Annotated in this window: 11 protein-coding genes, 2 tRNA genes and 1 CRISPR repeat array (1 of these 14 running past the window's edge); of the genes, 7 read left to right on the plus strand and 6 right to left on the minus strand. The window is 30.9% G+C overall.

Annotated features, from left to right (window positions below; all coding sequences use genetic code 11):
* Nucleotides 1–18 precede the first annotated feature (18 nt).
* Together MEFER_RS01720 and MEFER_RS01725 are read right to left on the minus strand one after the other, a co-directional pair.
* Nucleotides 19–1,182 carry a hypothetical protein gene (locus MEFER_RS01720; RefSeq protein ID WP_015790921.1) on the minus strand — a complete coding sequence of 388 codons (1,164 nt, stop codon included), beginning with the start codon at nt 1,180–1,182 and terminating at the stop codon, nt 19–21.
* Entirely contained in the window at nt 1,172–2,770 is a 1,599-nt protein-coding gene (locus tag MEFER_RS01725) for a dihydropteroate synthase-like protein (RefSeq protein ID WP_015790922.1), read from the minus strand. The genes MEFER_RS01720 and MEFER_RS01725 overlap by 11 nt, the downstream gene beginning before the upstream one ends.
* Nucleotides 2,771–2,860: 90 nt before the next feature.
* Here MEFER_RS01725 and MEFER_RS01730 point away from each other — a divergent pair, with 90 nt between their 5' ends.
* Nucleotides 2,861–3,565, plus strand: a complete 705-nt coding sequence (locus MEFER_RS01730; protein ID WP_015790923.1) for a proteasome assembly chaperone family protein — start codon at nt 2,861–2,863, stop codon at nt 3,563–3,565.
* 140 nt (nt 3,566–3,705) lie between these two features.
* Nucleotides 3,706–4,050 (plus strand): DUF473 domain-containing protein, encoded by a 345-nt coding sequence (locus tag MEFER_RS01735; protein ID WP_015790924.1) that lies wholly within the window; start codon nt 3,706–3,708, stop codon nt 4,048–4,050.
* Here the strand turns inward: MEFER_RS01735 and MEFER_RS01740 are convergent.
* From MEFER_RS01740 to MEFER_RS01755, 4 genes are all read right to left on the minus strand, one after another.
* A complete protein-coding gene (locus tag MEFER_RS01740; RefSeq protein ID WP_015790925.1) occupies nt 4,037–6,004 on the minus strand; it encodes an IGHMBP2 family helicase in 1,968 nt (655 codons plus the stop codon). The genes MEFER_RS01735 and MEFER_RS01740 overlap by 14 nt on opposite strands.
* Before the next feature lie 137 nt (nt 6,005–6,141).
* Nucleotides 6,142–9,180, minus strand: a complete 3,039-nt coding sequence (locus MEFER_RS01745; RefSeq protein ID WP_015790926.1) for a type ISP restriction/modification enzyme — start codon at nt 9,178–9,180, stop codon at nt 6,142–6,144.
* Nucleotides 9,181–9,246: 66 nt separating this feature from the next.
* Nucleotides 9,247–10,548, minus strand: a complete 1,302-nt coding sequence (locus tag MEFER_RS01750; RefSeq protein ID WP_015790927.1) for a radical SAM protein — start codon at nt 10,546–10,548, stop codon at nt 9,247–9,249.
* Nucleotides 10,549–10,657: 109 nt separating this feature from the next.
* Nucleotides 10,658–10,745, minus strand: a tRNA-Leu gene (locus MEFER_RS01755).
* A 92-nt stretch (nt 10,746–10,837) separates the two neighbouring features.
* Here MEFER_RS01755 and MEFER_RS01760 point away from each other — a divergent pair.
* From MEFER_RS01760 to MEFER_RS01780, 5 genes are all read left to right on the plus strand, one after another.
* Nucleotides 10,838–10,949: transfer RNA gene (locus tag MEFER_RS01760), tRNA-Met, on the plus strand.
* 109 nt (nt 10,950–11,058) lie between these two features.
* Nucleotides 11,059–11,610, plus strand: a complete 552-nt coding sequence (locus MEFER_RS01765; protein ID WP_015790928.1) for a UbiX family flavin prenyltransferase — start codon at nt 11,059–11,061, stop codon at nt 11,608–11,610.
* 24 nt (nt 11,611–11,634) lie between these two features.
* Nucleotides 11,635–12,990 (plus strand): signal recognition particle protein Srp54, encoded by a 1,356-nt coding sequence (locus MEFER_RS01770; RefSeq protein WP_015790929.1) that lies wholly within the window; start codon nt 11,635–11,637, stop codon nt 12,988–12,990.
* Between the two features lie 128 nt (nt 12,991–13,118).
* Nucleotides 13,119–14,642 carry a homocysteine biosynthesis protein gene (locus MEFER_RS01775; protein ID WP_015790930.1) on the plus strand — a complete coding sequence of 508 codons (1,524 nt, stop codon included), beginning with the start codon at nt 13,119–13,121 and terminating at the stop codon, nt 14,640–14,642.
* A complete protein-coding gene (locus tag MEFER_RS01780; protein ID WP_015790931.1) occupies nt 14,639–15,034 on the plus strand; it encodes a 4Fe-4S binding protein in 396 nt (131 codons plus the stop codon). Before MEFER_RS01775 ends, MEFER_RS01780 begins: the two co-directional genes overlap by 4 nt.
* A gap of 372 nt (nt 15,035–15,406) precedes the next feature.
* A CRISPR array of direct repeats spans nt 15,407–15,559; the repeat unit is 30 nt; unit sequence GTTAAAATCAGACCGGAACGGTATGGAAAG; it runs 349 nt beyond the window's last position.

The following is a 15,559-nucleotide window of genomic DNA, read 5'->3' on the forward strand; positions in this document are numbered from 1 at the left end:
TCCACCAAAATAGATAATTTATGGTTTTTTATATTCTATTTTGATTATATTTCTTTTCATAATTTTTGTAATTTTATTATATTCATCTAAAACTAAGATATCTTCTGGGTTATCTTCTATAATATATACATCTTTGATTTTTTCATCATTCGTTAGGCATATGTCAGCTTTATTGTTTGGAATCTCTTTAACTACACTAAAAATTGCATACCAAATAGTTAGCGTAAATATTGCATATGCAATAGTTAATCCATTAAACTCCAAAAACTGAAACGTTATAAAAACTACAAAAATTAATATGACAATAGATGTTTGCAGTAGATCCATATGATTAAGAATTACTGTTATTATTGTTATTGCAAATGTTATTACAAATTTGGATAGTTTATTATTATTTGATATGAAAAATAAAGTTAGGTTTTCATCCTTATTTTTGTTGTATATATCTAAAGACTCGTATGAAAACGTTATGTTTATGTAGTGACTAACCATTGGTAAAATAGTTTTGTAAGTTAGGTAATACAAAGCAACTATACAAACCATTTCTATTATACGGAAATTATGAGCCAAAAAAGGAAGTAGTAAAAACGGGATTATAAAAAAGTTAAAATATCCGTAAAAATTTTGAAGTAATAAATATTGAATACTAATTTTCTCAAAATTCTTTTTATTGAAAATAGTTTTTCCATGCCTAGAAATTTGTATTAGTATATATAAATAAGTAAGAACTGAAGATACAGCAATAGAAATAACTATTGTTGAATTTTTAGAATATAATTCATTAAATATTTGGGATATGCTCTTAATTTCAAATATTTTTACAATATTGTATATTATTTCTAGATTTTTAGGACATAAGACAATTATTAAAGAAAAAATTATACCTAGTACGGTTGTTGCTTTTGATACCTGGTAAGTAAACTCTATTATTTTTGAAATATTATCTTTTCTTTTATTTTTATCATTTGATTCTACAAAAATAGAAAATCCTAAAGTGAATAGAAATAACAGAATAAAAAATAACAGCAATCCCGTTGATATAATATCGTTTAACCAATATAAATCAAAGTGTTCGATAAATAATACATAAAATGAAAATATCCACAATAAATACGTAGTTCCAACAATATCCCGCAAAATTTTAAATATCAACGTTAGTATTTTTACTATTTTATCTTTCATTACTATTCCCCAACCAAAATTCATTGTAAAACAAATCAAAGTCCTGATTGTATTTTTTCCCTATTTTTAGGGCAATCTCTGCCTTAGCCAGCTCTCTACCAAAATATGCTGCATGATCTAACTTTTTTATTAAATTTAATCTTATAGCAGTTTCATAAATTTCTTTTGGTCTCTTTCCTTTAATAATTAAAGTAGCCTCCCTTCTTTTATTGAAGTATATTGCTACAATTTCTTTATTTTTCCTATCAATCTCTATTTTAAAACTTCCTTCATCTAATATCTGTTTCTCATTTTCTTCAGCTTTGATTATTGGAATATTATAATTTTTAAATGTAGTTTCTTCTTCAAATCTTTTATCTTTATAATTTATCAAGTTATATCCAATATCTTTTGGTAGAGAATTTCTTTTTTTAGCTAAAAACATCATCTTTGAGGCTATTTTTAATTCTTTTATTGAAAATTTACATTTTGCACTCGCTTCTGGAGTAAATAATATATTAGCTCCTATCTCTGCACCAATAGCAGTTAATAAAGCATTTACTCCATTACTATCGGCATCAAAAAGCTCCGTAACATTCCCTACACCAAAAAAGAGAGGAAGCTTATTCCTTTTTTTAAATTCTTTACATGCAATAACGCTATCAATAAAACTACAACCAATGTTATTTATTGGCTCCAATATTGGATCGGCAACTATTTTTTCAATTCCTGCATCTAATAATCTCCTTATATTCTCTTCTAAAGATTTAATTTTTCCCTCTATTGTTTCAGGGATGTAGTTTGTTTTGTAGTTGGTTGGTAATACAACAACTGCAGTTTCAGAATCTTTTAAATATGGGATCAGTTCATCAATATTTCCAGCATCAACGCTTAAAATCATATCCGCTCCTAAATTTATCGCCTTAATTAACTCTTTTGTGTTTAATGTATCTACACTTATTGGATTATCAGTCAAATCTCTTGCTATTTTTAACATATCTTTAATTTTATCCGCGTTATTTTCATTGCTAACCATTCCCAAATCAATCATATCAGCCCCGCTTTCTAAGTAGTATATTATCTTTTCCTCCAGCTCTTTCTCTTTCAGCCATGGAGCATGGACAATCTCTCCCAAAACTCTCATTGGAAAGTTATCCCCCACCTTTAAATTGCCTATCTTTATATCCCCTTTTCCTAAATCTTGATCTTCTGCCTTTTTGATCTCCTCCTCGCAGTTCTTTTTAATAATCTCTAACAATTGTAGATCAGCGTAGTCTTTAGTTGATAGCTTTACTTTATCTAAATTTTCAATTAATATTGGGATATCCGAAGCCTCCCTTGTAGATTTGAAGCATTTTATTCCTGTTTCTTCCTCAACCTTCTTTAAATCATGCCTTATCAATCCAGTTACTAAAACAAAATCATAAATATCTTTTAATTTTTTCCCTAATTTGTCCTCCAATTTCTTAATCTCTTTAATTATTAAGTTTGGCGTTAAAAATGCCGCTACTGATATATCTGCTACATGCACATCCACAAAATCGTATTTTTCTATAGCTTTTTTAACTTTCCTCTCAGCCAATTTTCCAGTTATTATTAAAATTTTCATAATCTCCACCATAAGCTTTCACAATAACAATAAGATTATATAAATGGTTATTAAAATTATTTTATTAATTAGCTAAATCTGGTGAATAGTATGAAGTTCATTGAAAAAGAAAAAATAGAGTTTAAAAATCCCATAATTATTGAAGCGTTTCCTGGAACTGGATTAGTTGGTAGTATAGCAGGCTTCCAAATAATAAAGGAATTAAAGTTAAAATATTTAGGATATTTTGAGATAGATAGAATTCCACCCTTAACAACCGTTGAGGAAGGAATCCCTTACCCTCCAGTTAGGGCTTATGCAAACGAAAATTTAATTGTTTTGTTCTCAGATGTAATAATCCCTCCATTTAAGATTAATGAATTAGCTGAGTTTATAGTTGAGACCTTTTCAAACAAAAATCCTAAGTTGTTCGTTTCCCTTGGTGGAATTATAGCAGGAAAATCTGAAAAAGTTTATGGAATAGCAAACAAAGAGAACTTAATAGAAGATTTAAAAAATTATGTTGAAATATTTGATTTTGGGGTTGTAGGGGGGATGAGTGGAAATTTATTGGTAAAATGTGGAGATAAAGGATTCGATGCCATTGGTTTGTTGGCTGAAACCGTTGGAGTTAGACCAGACCCGAGGGGAGGAGCTAATTTATTAGATGTTTTAAATAAAATGTTCAATCTAAATGTAAATGTTGAAAAACTTATTAAAGAAGCTGAAGCCATTGAAAATAAACTTAAAGAATTGGCAGAACAGCATTTAAAGATGATGTCAAAGAGTAGAAAAGAATATCCGATGTATATCTAACAACCTTTTAGAAAAAGGTTGATCAAAACCCATAGGGGCGTAGCCCCTATGGTATACTCCAGGATGCATTGCTTCCTTGAGGAAGCAATGCCTCTTAATAATTATGTAAAAATTATTAAATTAAATATTTTGGTGATGTTATGAAAGTATATGGATTATTTGGGATTAGCGAAAATGCAATCAATGAGTTTGTTGAAAATCATGTTAAAACTTTCACTTTAATTAATGCATTAAACTTAGAGACAGTTAAAAATCTAAAAGAGGGTGATTTGGTTTTTATAACCTCAACGCTTAGAGAAGATTTAAGAGTTGGAAGCGAGGGCATTTTAGGAAAGGTTTTAAATGTTTCATTAGTTCCACAAAGAGTGAATGGATTTGAAGAAAAAGAAATAATCGCTGGAAGAGTTCAATTGGAAATGTTGGGATTTGCCAAGTGTGTTGGAATTGAATCACTACATATCAAAGTAGCTTTTAGGATGTATTAGCTTGTTTTTTCTTTTTATATTCACTCTCAAATGATTTAGCCCATTTTATCATTTCATTGTATACCTTATCTTGCTTCAACAGATTTTCATTGCCTATTAATATAAGTTTCCTCTTAGCTCTTGTTATTGCAACATTCAACCTTCTTAAATCCTTTAAAAATCCAAAGTTTTTTGTCCTAACAAATGAGATAACTATAGCTTCGTTTTCCCTACCTTGGAATCCATCTACAGTGTTAACTTCAACATCTATATTTTGCTCTTCAAACAATCTCCTTAAGTATCTGACTTGGGCATCGTAAGGAGTTATAACATTTGTTGGTATTTTGTATTTTATAAGCTTTTTAACTACTTCCAAAACCTTCTCTGCCTCTTCTATATTGTAATAAGATGGAGATTCTTTATCTTTTCTCTCAACCCCTTCAACATGGAAAAATTGGACAGGGATTTCATTTACTATATCTCTATCAGATTCATCAATCTCTTCTTCTTTAACCAAATCCAATAATGTTATATTTTTAACGCTTTCATCTGCCTTTAACTTGTTATCATAAAACATCCTATTTGGGAATTCCATAATTTTTTCGTTCATTCTATACTGAATCTCCAATATTGATGAAAACTCAGGATATTTTTTAATTAACCTTTCAAATAATGTTTTCTTTAACTCCTCATTTTCACTCAAAACTGTTGGAGGCAATTGCTTATGATCTCCAGCCATGATTAGCTTTTTTCCTTTGACAATTGGTATTAGGCAGGACGGCTCCATAGCTTGGCTACCCTCGTCTATAACCACAACATCAAACTCCCAGCCTTTTAAGATTTCAGAACCTGCCATGGAGTTTGTTGCTACAATAACATCCGCCTCACTCAAAATCTCGTTCATGATTTTTTCCGTTATTTCATCTAAGCTATTGATGATTTTTTTGATTTTTTTATTTCTTACAATCCATTCCGCCATGCTGATGATTTTTTCTTTTGGAACTCCCCTATAATCTTTCCTCCTCTTAGCTACTTTTAAAATTTGCTCATCACTCATTCCCCTTCTCCATCTTGGAGATGGCTTTAAAAATTTATCCCTCTGCTCCTTAATCTCTTTAATTTTTTCTTTTAGGGATAAAATTTCTTGATACTTCTCATGATTCTCAATTAGATATGGTAGAGAATGCTGTATCAAATCCTTTGAAATCCTTGTTGGATGCCCTACCCTAACAACTTTTAAATCAGGATATTTTTTAATTAAATACTCTAAAATGTTATCTGCCGCTATATTTGAGTCAGCAGTAGCTAAAACCTTATGCTTGTTAAATCTAACCTCCTGAACAATAACCTCAGTCAAAGTCCTCGTTTTTCCAGTTCCTGGAGGTCCATGGATGAGATATAAATCTTTACTTAAAACTGCCTTTTTAACAGCCAACTTTTGAGATTCATTTAAATGTTTATCATAAAACTCTAACTCAATATCTTCCCTCAATGGCTTTTCTGGATGTTCAATACCCAATATAATGTAAGCCAACTTATCTCTCTTTCTTGCAAATTCTCTTAATGCCTCTTTCATCCTCTTAAATGTTATATCGTTGACGTATAAGTCAATCCTAACTCTCTCCTTATAAACCCATCTTAGAACATCAACATCAAAAGCCACATCTATAAAGTTCTTTCCTACATAAATGACATTTGCATATAAATCACTCTGTAATGGGTTTTCTTTGCTGATTAAAACAACATCTCCCGGTGAAATTTCCGTTTTAAATGGCTTCTTTCTCCCAAATCTTACAATCGTGCATCCTAAGCTCTCTCCCAAGAACTTTCCCTTTAAATTTAAAATTGCCCTTCCAACATTTTCCCTTTTCTTTCCCAACCTAATTATTTCATTTTTGTGAAAATCCATCTCACACCTTCTTTCGAGTTCAATCAATTCCATAAATTTTTTTACATACAAATCAACTAAATTCAAACTATCACCATTTAAACCAATTATTCATACTTTTTAAAAAGATTTTTAAAATTTTTTGAAATTAAATAATTTCTAATATCCATTTCTAAAAAAAGTTTTCAAACATGAATTAAATTAAAAAAGATTAAAAATATCTCTTAAAAACTGTTTCCAATCTTCTCTAATTCTTTCATCAATTTGATTGTCTCTTTTATTATATAAACAACTTTGCAGATGTGTTCTAATTCATCAATTGTTAGCTTCTTCCCTTTTCTTCCTTTTAGGTATTTTTCTATTACCTTATATCCACCGATTTTAAACTCCCAAACATCTTCATCAATGCCTAATAAAATTGTTTCTTTATTTATTTTAACTCCTTTTTTCTTTTTATCATATTTTACACTTTCAACTTTTAGATTGTCTCCATCAATATCTGGGTCTATTGTAGGAATGTTTTTCATTAAATGAAGTTCAACCAACTTTTTCCCAATCTCTTTGTATTTTTCAAAGGTTTCTTTGTCATATAAAGGAATTCTTGGGAAATCTATCTTTAAAAATTCTTTGTATTTCTCTCTATATTTTGGGTCGTGTAAGATTGCATAAATGTAATAAAGGAAATCTTCTGGTGTTGCGTTATATTTCTGTTTGATTAATTTTAGAATGTCTTTTTTAATATTTGGAACTTTTTGAACTTCTTTGGTTATTTTGTTTTCAATGTATTGGTAGAGTGGAATTACTACTGTAATGCTTCGATTAACTACTGCTTTACTGGCAAGAAGAGCATGCTTATCTGCAGGTTTATCTGTAATTAATACATATGTAGAAAGAACCCCATCATAGATACTTAATTTTGGAAGAACAAAACCAATATTTTCTCCTAAAATAAAATGTTTCATGACATTATATCTTGGTCTTCCAATAAATTTGCTTGATTTTGGATGATAGTAAGTCCATCTTATATCAAAAGGTCTGTAAAGGTTTGGTTTCAATCTTTTTTCAAACATTTTATTGAAATCATTATCAAAAATCCTATAATCCTCTAAAATTGCCTCTTTTGCAGTTTTTAATTTCCAAGTACTTTTATCTTTTATGTTATACTTTTTTCTTAATTCATCCTCGTTTAAATTTACGAAATCCATTATTCTTTTTTTCATTTCTTCAGGAGTATATGCAATAGCAACACTATCATTTTGTGTTTCAACTCCTGATGAATTGATTTCAAAAATTTCATCTAACTTCAGAAACTTATTATATTCCTCTTCCAAACTCAAATCCTTAGGCACAAAGAAATAATATGGTTCTTTTGGATTTATTTCTTTCCATTCAACTGTTTTGACTGTATTATTTTCTAAAAACTCATATTTTTCTTCTCTTTTAGTTAAACCAGCATCATGGACAATTGAGTAATAATAAACCTTACAATCCTCTGCTTTATGTCTTCCTTCTCTTAATTTAATAAATATGCCAATACAAACTCCTTGTTGAATATCAAAGACATTTTCATCCTTTTCTCCTCTTCTAACATTTCCATGTAGATTTAAAATATAAATCTCATCAAAAACCTCCATTAAACACTGTCTCATTCTTCTATGAACTAAACCATCTAAGTAAGAGTTATTTGTTATAAATCCAACAATCCCTTTTCCATTCTGTTCAATCTTCCACTGTGCAAATCTTATAAATTTAACATAATCATCCTGCAAGGCATTTCTTGACCTTTCTTTCTCAACTCCTAAACCATTTATGTAATCTTTTAATAAATTTTGAATATATGTCTCATCTTTTCTTGTTTCATACGGCGGATTTCCAATAACTGCAAAGATATTAACCTCTTTCTTAACCTTATCTGCCTCTTCCCTCTCTTTATCTAAAACTCTCTCAAAAAGTCCAGATTGTTTTGGACTTCTCATTAAATCCAAAGCATTAGTTAAATAGATGTTAAACCTCTCCTCCCCTCTCAAAGTTATATGCCAGTTATGTAAAAGCATGGACAACTTTAAATGAGCTACCAAATAAGGCGATATTAAAATTTCAAATCCATAAATATTTTTTAACAACCTCTCTTTTAAATAAGCTTGAAATAAAGTATGTTTAACATTCTTATGCACTCTTTTCAAAACAACTGCCAAAAATGTCCCTGTCCCTGTTGCAGGGTCTAAAATCCTAACATTCTCATCATGCAATCTCTTTCCAAATCTATCTCTCAAAATCTCATCAACTGAATTAACTATAAACTCAACAACTGGCAAAGGGGTATAATAAACTCCCTTGCTCTTCCTAAGCTCTGGATTATAACTTGCTAAAAAATCCTCATAGAAGTGCAAAAATGCATCTTCCTTTCCAGAAATTTTAAAACTCTCTTCTATCTTCTTAATATCAATGTTATTCAATATGGTTATTATCTCATCAACAATCCAATCTAAATAATCTGGTAAATCAGAGGCTATATGCTTAAAAATTTTATGAATAACTCCCAATGACTTAGGAATTCCTTTAAAAGCTACTTTCTCTTTTGTTAAGTCCCCCTCAATATTAAACCTTGCCATGAACAAACCATAAACTATTGTTTGAGCATAGGCATCTGCAAACTCCTCTTTTTTCATATCACTTATTAAATGCTCTTTAAACGCCTCATATAAAGCTTTAATCTCTTCATTTTCATCTAAATTCTCTAATATTGCATCTCTCAACAATCTTGCCCTCTTTGCTAAAAACTCTGCCAATTTTGTTGGATCTTTAATCTCTGGTGTTGATAGGGATAAAAATCTCTCAATTAATCTCTCAAACTTTTCAATATTGGCCTCAATTAAATTTAAATCATCATCCAATATAACAACATCCTCAACTTTCTCCCTATTTTGGTATAAAATGAATTCCTTATAGTTTGTTAGGATTAGATTTTCTATATTCTCTTTATATCTCTCTAACTGCTCTTTATCCCTCTTTTGCAATCTATGTAAATCAACATCTATCTTTTTTGTCTCAATGTATCCAACAATCTTCCCTTTTCCTTTTATTTTAAAATCTGGTGTTCCAAAATCTTCTCTTCCTGATTCATGGATTATTTTAACATCATAGCCATTTAAAATATTTTTTAAAAGATTTTCTAATGCATATCTAAAGGAATACTCACTAAACTCCCCCTCGTTATAAATCTCTTTAACTGACTTAGCATAATTTTTTAATGCCCTCTTCATAATATCCCAACTATTAATCTACTATACCTCAGAGTAATATTTATAATATCAAATATATAAAATTCTCTAAATCGACTCTCCAACTATTATATTATCCTTATTCCTTAAAATCCTCACTTTTACTGTTTTACCTATCAAATTCTGCTCATTATTGCAGTTAATTATTTGGATAACCCTATCTTTGGCAACTCCCAAAACTTCTCCTTTAACCCTCCCATCTAAAACAACTTTTGCCTTTATTACTTCACCAACTTTGAAAGGATACGGTAACCTCTTCCTTCTATGTGTTCCAAAATCTTTTGGAGATGTTATTAATTTAACATCTATACCTTTCTTTTTATACTCTAACTCGTATCTTCTCAATAAATCATAAAACTTCTCAAAATCCCAAACTTTCATTTTCTTTGGCTTTCTTCCCAATTGATAAACTCTACATAGTTGACAACCTAAAATAGGGTCTCTCTTCCCAGTTAAAGGATTTATAATATTTTGTTTAACCCTTAAATCTAAATCAACTGCATAATCAATAACTTTTTTAAATTCTTCATCGTTTATATTCGGCAATAGAAGAGGGGCTATGAGGAGATGAATTTTAGAATTTTTTATATACTCTGCTATATCCAAAATCTTCTCAATATTATAATCTCTTCTACCAGAAAGCATTTTAGCAACTTTTTCATCTAAAGCGTTGATTGATAAGTTTATCCTATGTAATCCAGCCTCTTCCAACTCATCTATCAATTTGTAATCTAAAACTGTTCCATTTGTTTGCATGGAAACAATACCGTTACCTTTTTTGTTTATTTCAACCAATTCTTGAACTAAATCCACTAATGGGTAATAAAGAGCCGGTTCTCCTTGCCCATCCAAATGAGCTTCAATAAATTTATTTCCTTTAAAATCAGCCATCTTTTTGTAATTTTCAACTAAATATTCCAAATCAACGTAATAATCATTCTTTCTTGTTTTGGAATACTCTCCTTCATCAACTGAGCAAAAGATACAGTTTAAATTGCATCCACAATGCCCTCTAACTTGTATTATATTTCTACCTCTCTCAATCAAACCAAAGGCAGTATGCCCAATTAATGGAATTGGTTCATTTATATATACAGTTTTTCTCTTTGTTATCTTACTTTTCAAATTATTTGCTATGCTGTAAGAGATTAGATTTAAAATTCCAATCTTTATATTTTCAGCCCTCTTCGGATGGGCGTTGATTTTTATTATACTATCGTTAATTTCAACTTCTTCATAAGGAATTTCTACCTCAACCCCATAGATTTTATTTATTTCTAAAATTAAGGTATTATCTTTATTTTTAACGTCAGTTATCATCCTATATTGTGATAAATCCAAGTATGTCATAGTTTCACACTAAAATTGAATATTTGCATCAATTGAAATAACCTATAAAATTAAAATAAAAATAAAATTAAGCTTTTAAAAATAGCTAAGAAACGCAGTATTAAATAAATGGTGCGGGGGACGGGATTTGAACCCGCGAACCCCTACGGGACCAGACCCTCAATCTGGCGCCTTTGACCAGGCTTGGCGACCCCCGCCCTTAACAGGCATTGTTATTTATAAAACCTTTATATATAAATCTTACGCCGAAAAGTATATATATTGGTTCTTAATTATAATGATGTTGCGTGCCGAGGTGGCTTAGCTGGTTATAGCGCCCGGCTCATACGGATATCCCAGCCCTACGGCTGGGTTCCTGGGAAACCGGGAGGTCGAGGGTTCGAATCCCTCCCTCGGCACCATTTTTATTTTAGATACTTACATTTATTTATTTAAATCTAAAAATTAACTATTTTTAAATAATTTTAATTCTAATGTTTTAGTCAGCTATTATTGGTTAATGGTGAATTTATGAAGATTGTTGTTTGTATAACTGGGGCGAGTGGAGTGATTTATGCAAAAAAATTATTGGAGGTTTTAAAAGATAAAGCTGAAATAAGCTTAATTATATCCAACTCAGCTAAGAAGATAATTAAAGAAGAACTTAATATTGACTGGGAAGAGTTAAAAAAATTGGCAACAAATTATTATGAAAATGATGATTTTTTCAGCCCAATAGCATCCGGCTCAAATAAGTTCGATGCAGTTATAGTTGTGCCCTGCTCAATGAAAACCTTATCAGCTATAGCTAACGGTTATTCAGCAAATTTAATAGTTAGGGTTTGCGATATTGCTTTAAAGGAGAGAAGAAAGTTAATAATTATGCCAAGAGAGATGCCATTAAACAGCATACATTTGGAAAACATGCTAAAGTTGTCTAACTTAGGAGCTGTGATAATGCCTCCAATTCCAGCCTTTTATCATAAACCAAAGAGTGTTGAGGACATAATTAACTTTGTTGTAGGAAGGGTTTTAGACATTTTAGGGATAGAAAATAATTTATTCAAAAGATGGGGAATTTAAGACATACACAATTTGGTGATATCAATGCTCGACAAGTTAGGAGAAAACCTAAATAAAGCTTTAAATAAACTAAAAGCTGCTGCATTTGTCGATAAAAAATTAATAAAGGAAGTTATTAAAGATATTCAAAGAGCTTTAATTCAAGCTGATGTTAATGTAAAATTGGTTCTGAAGATGAGTAAGGAAATAGAAAGAAGAGCTTTAAAAGAGGAGACTCCAAAAGGGTTGTCAAAGAAAGAACATATTATAAAAATTGTTTATGAAGAATTGGTTAAATTGTTAGGAGAGGAAGCAAAAAAATTAGAGCTAAGTCCAAAAAAACAGAATGTTATTTTACTGGTTGGGATTCAAGGTTCTGGAAAAACCACAACAGCAGCAAAATTAGCAAGATATATACAAAAGAGGGGGTTAAAACCTGCTTTAATTGCTGCTGATACGTATAGACCTGCTGCTTATGAGCAGTTGAAGCAATTGGCTGAAAAAATCCACGTGCCATTATATGGTGATGAAACAAAAACAAAATCACCTGTAGAGATTGTTAAAGAAGGAATGGAGAAATTTAAGAAGGCAGACGTTCTAATTATAGACACTGCTGGAAGGCATAAGGAGGAAAGAGGTTTATTGGAAGAGATGAAGCAAATTAAAGAGGTAACAAACCCTGATGAAATTATTTTGGTTATTGATGGAACTATTGGGCAACAGGCTGGTATACAAGCCAAGGCATTTAAAGAGGCGGTTGGAGAGATTGGAAGTATTATAGTCACAAAGTTAGATGGTTCCGCTAAAGGAGGAGGGGCTTTAAGTGCAGTAGCCGAGACAGGAGCACCTATAAAGTTTATTGGTATTGGTGAAGGGATAGATGATTTAGAGCCATTCGACCCTAAAAAGTTTATATCTCGATTATTGGGAATGGGAGATTTAGATAGTTTGTTAGAAAAAGCTGAGGATATGGTTGATGAAAAGACTGAAGAGAGTATAGATGCGATAATGAAAGGTAAGTTCACATTGAATGAGCTATTAACTCAATTAGAGGCAATTGAAAACATGGGTTCAATGAAAAAAATCTTAAGCATGATTCCTGGATTTGGGGGAGCTATGCCTAAAGAACTCTCTAATTTAACTGAAGCAAAAATAAAGAAATATAAAGTAATTATAAGCTCAATGACTAAAGAAGAGAGGGAAAATCCAAAGATTATTAAAGCATCAAGAATAAGAAGGATAGCAAGAGGTTCTGGAACTACAGAAAATGAAGTTAGAGAGGTTTTAAAATATTATGAAACTACGAAAAATGCTATAGATAAGCTTAGGAAGGGTAAAATGCTAAGAATTGGTGGGCCGTTGGGGCAGATATTAAGGCAGTTAATGTATAAGGAAATGTAAATTTAATAATTTTTTATTTAACCACTCAAATTTACTAATTTTCAAGAAATATTTTTTGAAACTTAAAATTTTTATATCTATTTTTATATACTTTAAGGATTACTCAAAAATAAGTAGAGGTTATGATTATGAAAACAATTCAAGAAATTAATGAAAAAATTAAAAAAGGAGAGGCTGTTGTTGTAACTGCTGAAGAGATGATAAAAATTGTTGAAGAGGAAGGGGTTAAGAAAGCTGCAGATTATGTTGATGTCGTTACAACAGGAACATTTGGGGCTATGTGTTCTTCCGGTGTATTTATAAACTTTGGACATTCAGACCCACCAATAAAGATGCTAAAAATATACTTAAATAACGTTGAAGCTTATGGTGGCTTAGCGGCAGTTGATGCATATATTGGAGCTACACAGCCAAACGAAGACCCTGACGTAGATATAGATTATGGAGGAGCTCATGTTATAGAGGATTTAGTTAGAGGTAAAGAGATTGAGCTTTACGCTGAAGGATATACAACTGATTGTTATCCAAGAAAGGATGTTAATGTTAAGATAACATTGGATGACGTTAATCAGGCGATTATGGTAAATCCAAGAAACGGTTATCAAACCTACGCAGCTGCGACAAATAGTAGGGATGAGAAAATCTATACATATATGGGTGTTTTACTTCCAGAGTATAGCAACGTCCACTACTCAGGAGCTGGACAGTTAAACCCACTACAAAATGATTATGATCCAGAAACAAAATCATTTAACACAATAGGTATTGGAACAAGAATCTTCTTAGGAGGAGGAATTGGGTACGTTATAGGGGAGGGGACTCAACACAACCCACCATTTGGAACATTGATGGTTAAAGGAGATTTAAAACAAATGGATCCTAAGTTTATAAGAGCTGCTACAATGCCAAAGTATGGAAGTACATTGTATATTGGATTGGGTATTCCAATTCCAGTTTTAAATGAAAAGATAGCTGAAAGATGTGCTATTAGGGATGAAGATATAGAGGTTCCAATCTACGACTATGGGACTCCAAGAAGAGATAGGCCATTAATTGCAAAAACAAACTACAAAGTATTGAGAAGTGGAAAAATAACATTAAGAGTTAATATAGAGGGAAGAGAAGTTGAAAAAACTGTAAAAACTGGTTCTGTATCAAGCTATAAAATGGCGAGGGAGGTTGCTGAAACACTCAAAAAATGGATTTTAGATGGGAAGTTTTTGTTATCTGAGAGGGTTGACACATTAGGAAGAGCTGAAAATAAGCCAATGAAGTCACCAATAACATTGGTTAGGGATATTTTGAGTAAGCCACCAATAACAGCCCAAAGAAATATATCAATCATGGAAGCTGCCAAAATATTGATAAAGCATAATATAAACCACTTACCAATTGTTGATGAGCAAGGAAGATTGGTGGGGATTATCACATCGTGGGATATAGCTAAAGCCCTCGCCCAAAACAAGAAAACAATTGAAGAGATTATGACAAGAAATGTAGTAACTGCATACGAAGATGAGCCAGTTGATCATGTAGCTGTGAAAATGAGCAAATACAACATTTCAGGCGTTCCTGTGGTTGATAATTACAGAAGAGTTGTAGGAGTTGTAACATCTGAGGATATTTCAAGATTATTCGGAGGGAAAAAATGAGGAAGAGAATATACTACTGGACAGCCTCAGAACATATAAATAAGCCAGTTATTGCCGACACAGTATTAAATACTGGAGTTAAGATAAACATTTTAAAGGCAAAAGTCGAACCACAGGAGGCATTTTTAATATTGGAGTTGATTGGTAGTAAAGAAACAATAGAAAAGGCTTTAGATTATTTATCAAAGTTTGGAGAAGTTGAAGAAATTTCTAAAGTGATAAAAAGAGATTTAGAAAAATGTGTTCACTGCGGTTGCTGTCTAACACAATGTCCAATAGATGCGATATACATGGATGAAGAATATAATGTAGTTTTTAAAGAAGATGAGTGCGTTGGTTGCAAAAACTGTATGAAAGCCTGCCCATTCAAAGCAATTGAAATTATCGAATAAATGGTTATTATCTCGCTGAATAAGTTTTATTTTTGAAATAATTAGTTTTTATATTTTATTTTTCGATTTTAAGGATTTTTAAGAAATTTCAAAGGGTAAGTTATTTTAATTATTTTGAATATTTAGATTAATTAAATTATATGGAATTTTTAAAATATTTTAGTTAATTATTTTAACTAAAAATTTCCACAATAAAAAATTATTATTTTAAAAAATAATTGCTTTAAAACTATTTTTAAGCCTAAAAATTAAAATTTATATGGATGAGAAGGTATATAAATGAATGGGATTAAGTACCCTTCGACTTATAAGGTAGAGTAAAGTATATATATTAATAATGCTAAAAATATGCTTATCTCGAATAATTGGTCTGTTAAAATCAGACCGGAACGGTATGGAAAGATGTGTTCTTCACCGATTGCAATCAACAAGTCTGGTTAAAATCAGACCGGAACGGTATGGAAAGATCAACTCCACAATTTTTTCAATGGTTATGGTGCTAGTTAAAATCAGACCGGAACGGTA

Origin of the sequence: Methanocaldococcus fervens AG86 (genome assembly GCF_000023985.1) — an archaeon.
In the GTDB taxonomy this organism is placed as follows: domain Archaea; phylum AGJL01; class Methanococci; order Methanococcales; family Methanocaldococcaceae; genus Methanocaldococcus; species Methanocaldococcus fervens.

What these genes read in the sequence shown, in the direction of transcription:
- MEFER_RS01720 (WP_015790921.1), bottom strand. Translation starts at nt 1,182, where the DNA reads ATGAAAGATAAAATAGTAAAAATACTAACGTTGATATTTAAAATTTTG.
- MEFER_RS01725 (WP_015790922.1), bottom strand. Translation starts at nt 2,770, where the DNA reads ATGAAAATTTTAATAATAACTGGAAAATTGGCTGAGAGGAAAGTTAAA.
- MEFER_RS01730 (WP_015790923.1), top strand. Translation starts at nt 2,861, where the DNA reads ATGAAGTTCATTGAAAAAGAAAAAATAGAGTTTAAAAATCCCATAATT.
- MEFER_RS01735 (WP_015790924.1), top strand. Translation starts at nt 3,706, where the DNA reads ATGAAAGTATATGGATTATTTGGGATTAGCGAAAATGCAATCAATGAG.
- MEFER_RS01745 (WP_015790926.1), bottom strand. Translation starts at nt 9,180, where the DNA reads ATGAAGAGGGCATTAAAAAATTATGCTAAGTCAGTTAAAGAGATTTAT.
- MEFER_RS01750 (WP_015790927.1), bottom strand. Translation starts at nt 10,548, where the DNA reads ATGACATACTTGGATTTATCACAATATAGGATGATAACTGACGTTAAA.
- MEFER_RS01765 (WP_015790928.1), top strand. Translation starts at nt 11,059, where the DNA reads ATGAAGATTGTTGTTTGTATAACTGGGGCGAGTGGAGTGATTTATGCA.
- MEFER_RS01770 (WP_015790929.1), top strand. Translation starts at nt 11,635, where the DNA reads ATGCTCGACAAGTTAGGAGAAAACCTAAATAAAGCTTTAAATAAACTA.
- MEFER_RS01775 (WP_015790930.1), top strand. Translation starts at nt 13,119, where the DNA reads ATGAAAACAATTCAAGAAATTAATGAAAAAATTAAAAAAGGAGAGGCT.
- MEFER_RS01780 (WP_015790931.1), top strand. Translation starts at nt 14,639, where the DNA reads ATGAGGAAGAGAATATACTACTGGACAGCCTCAGAACATATAAATAAG.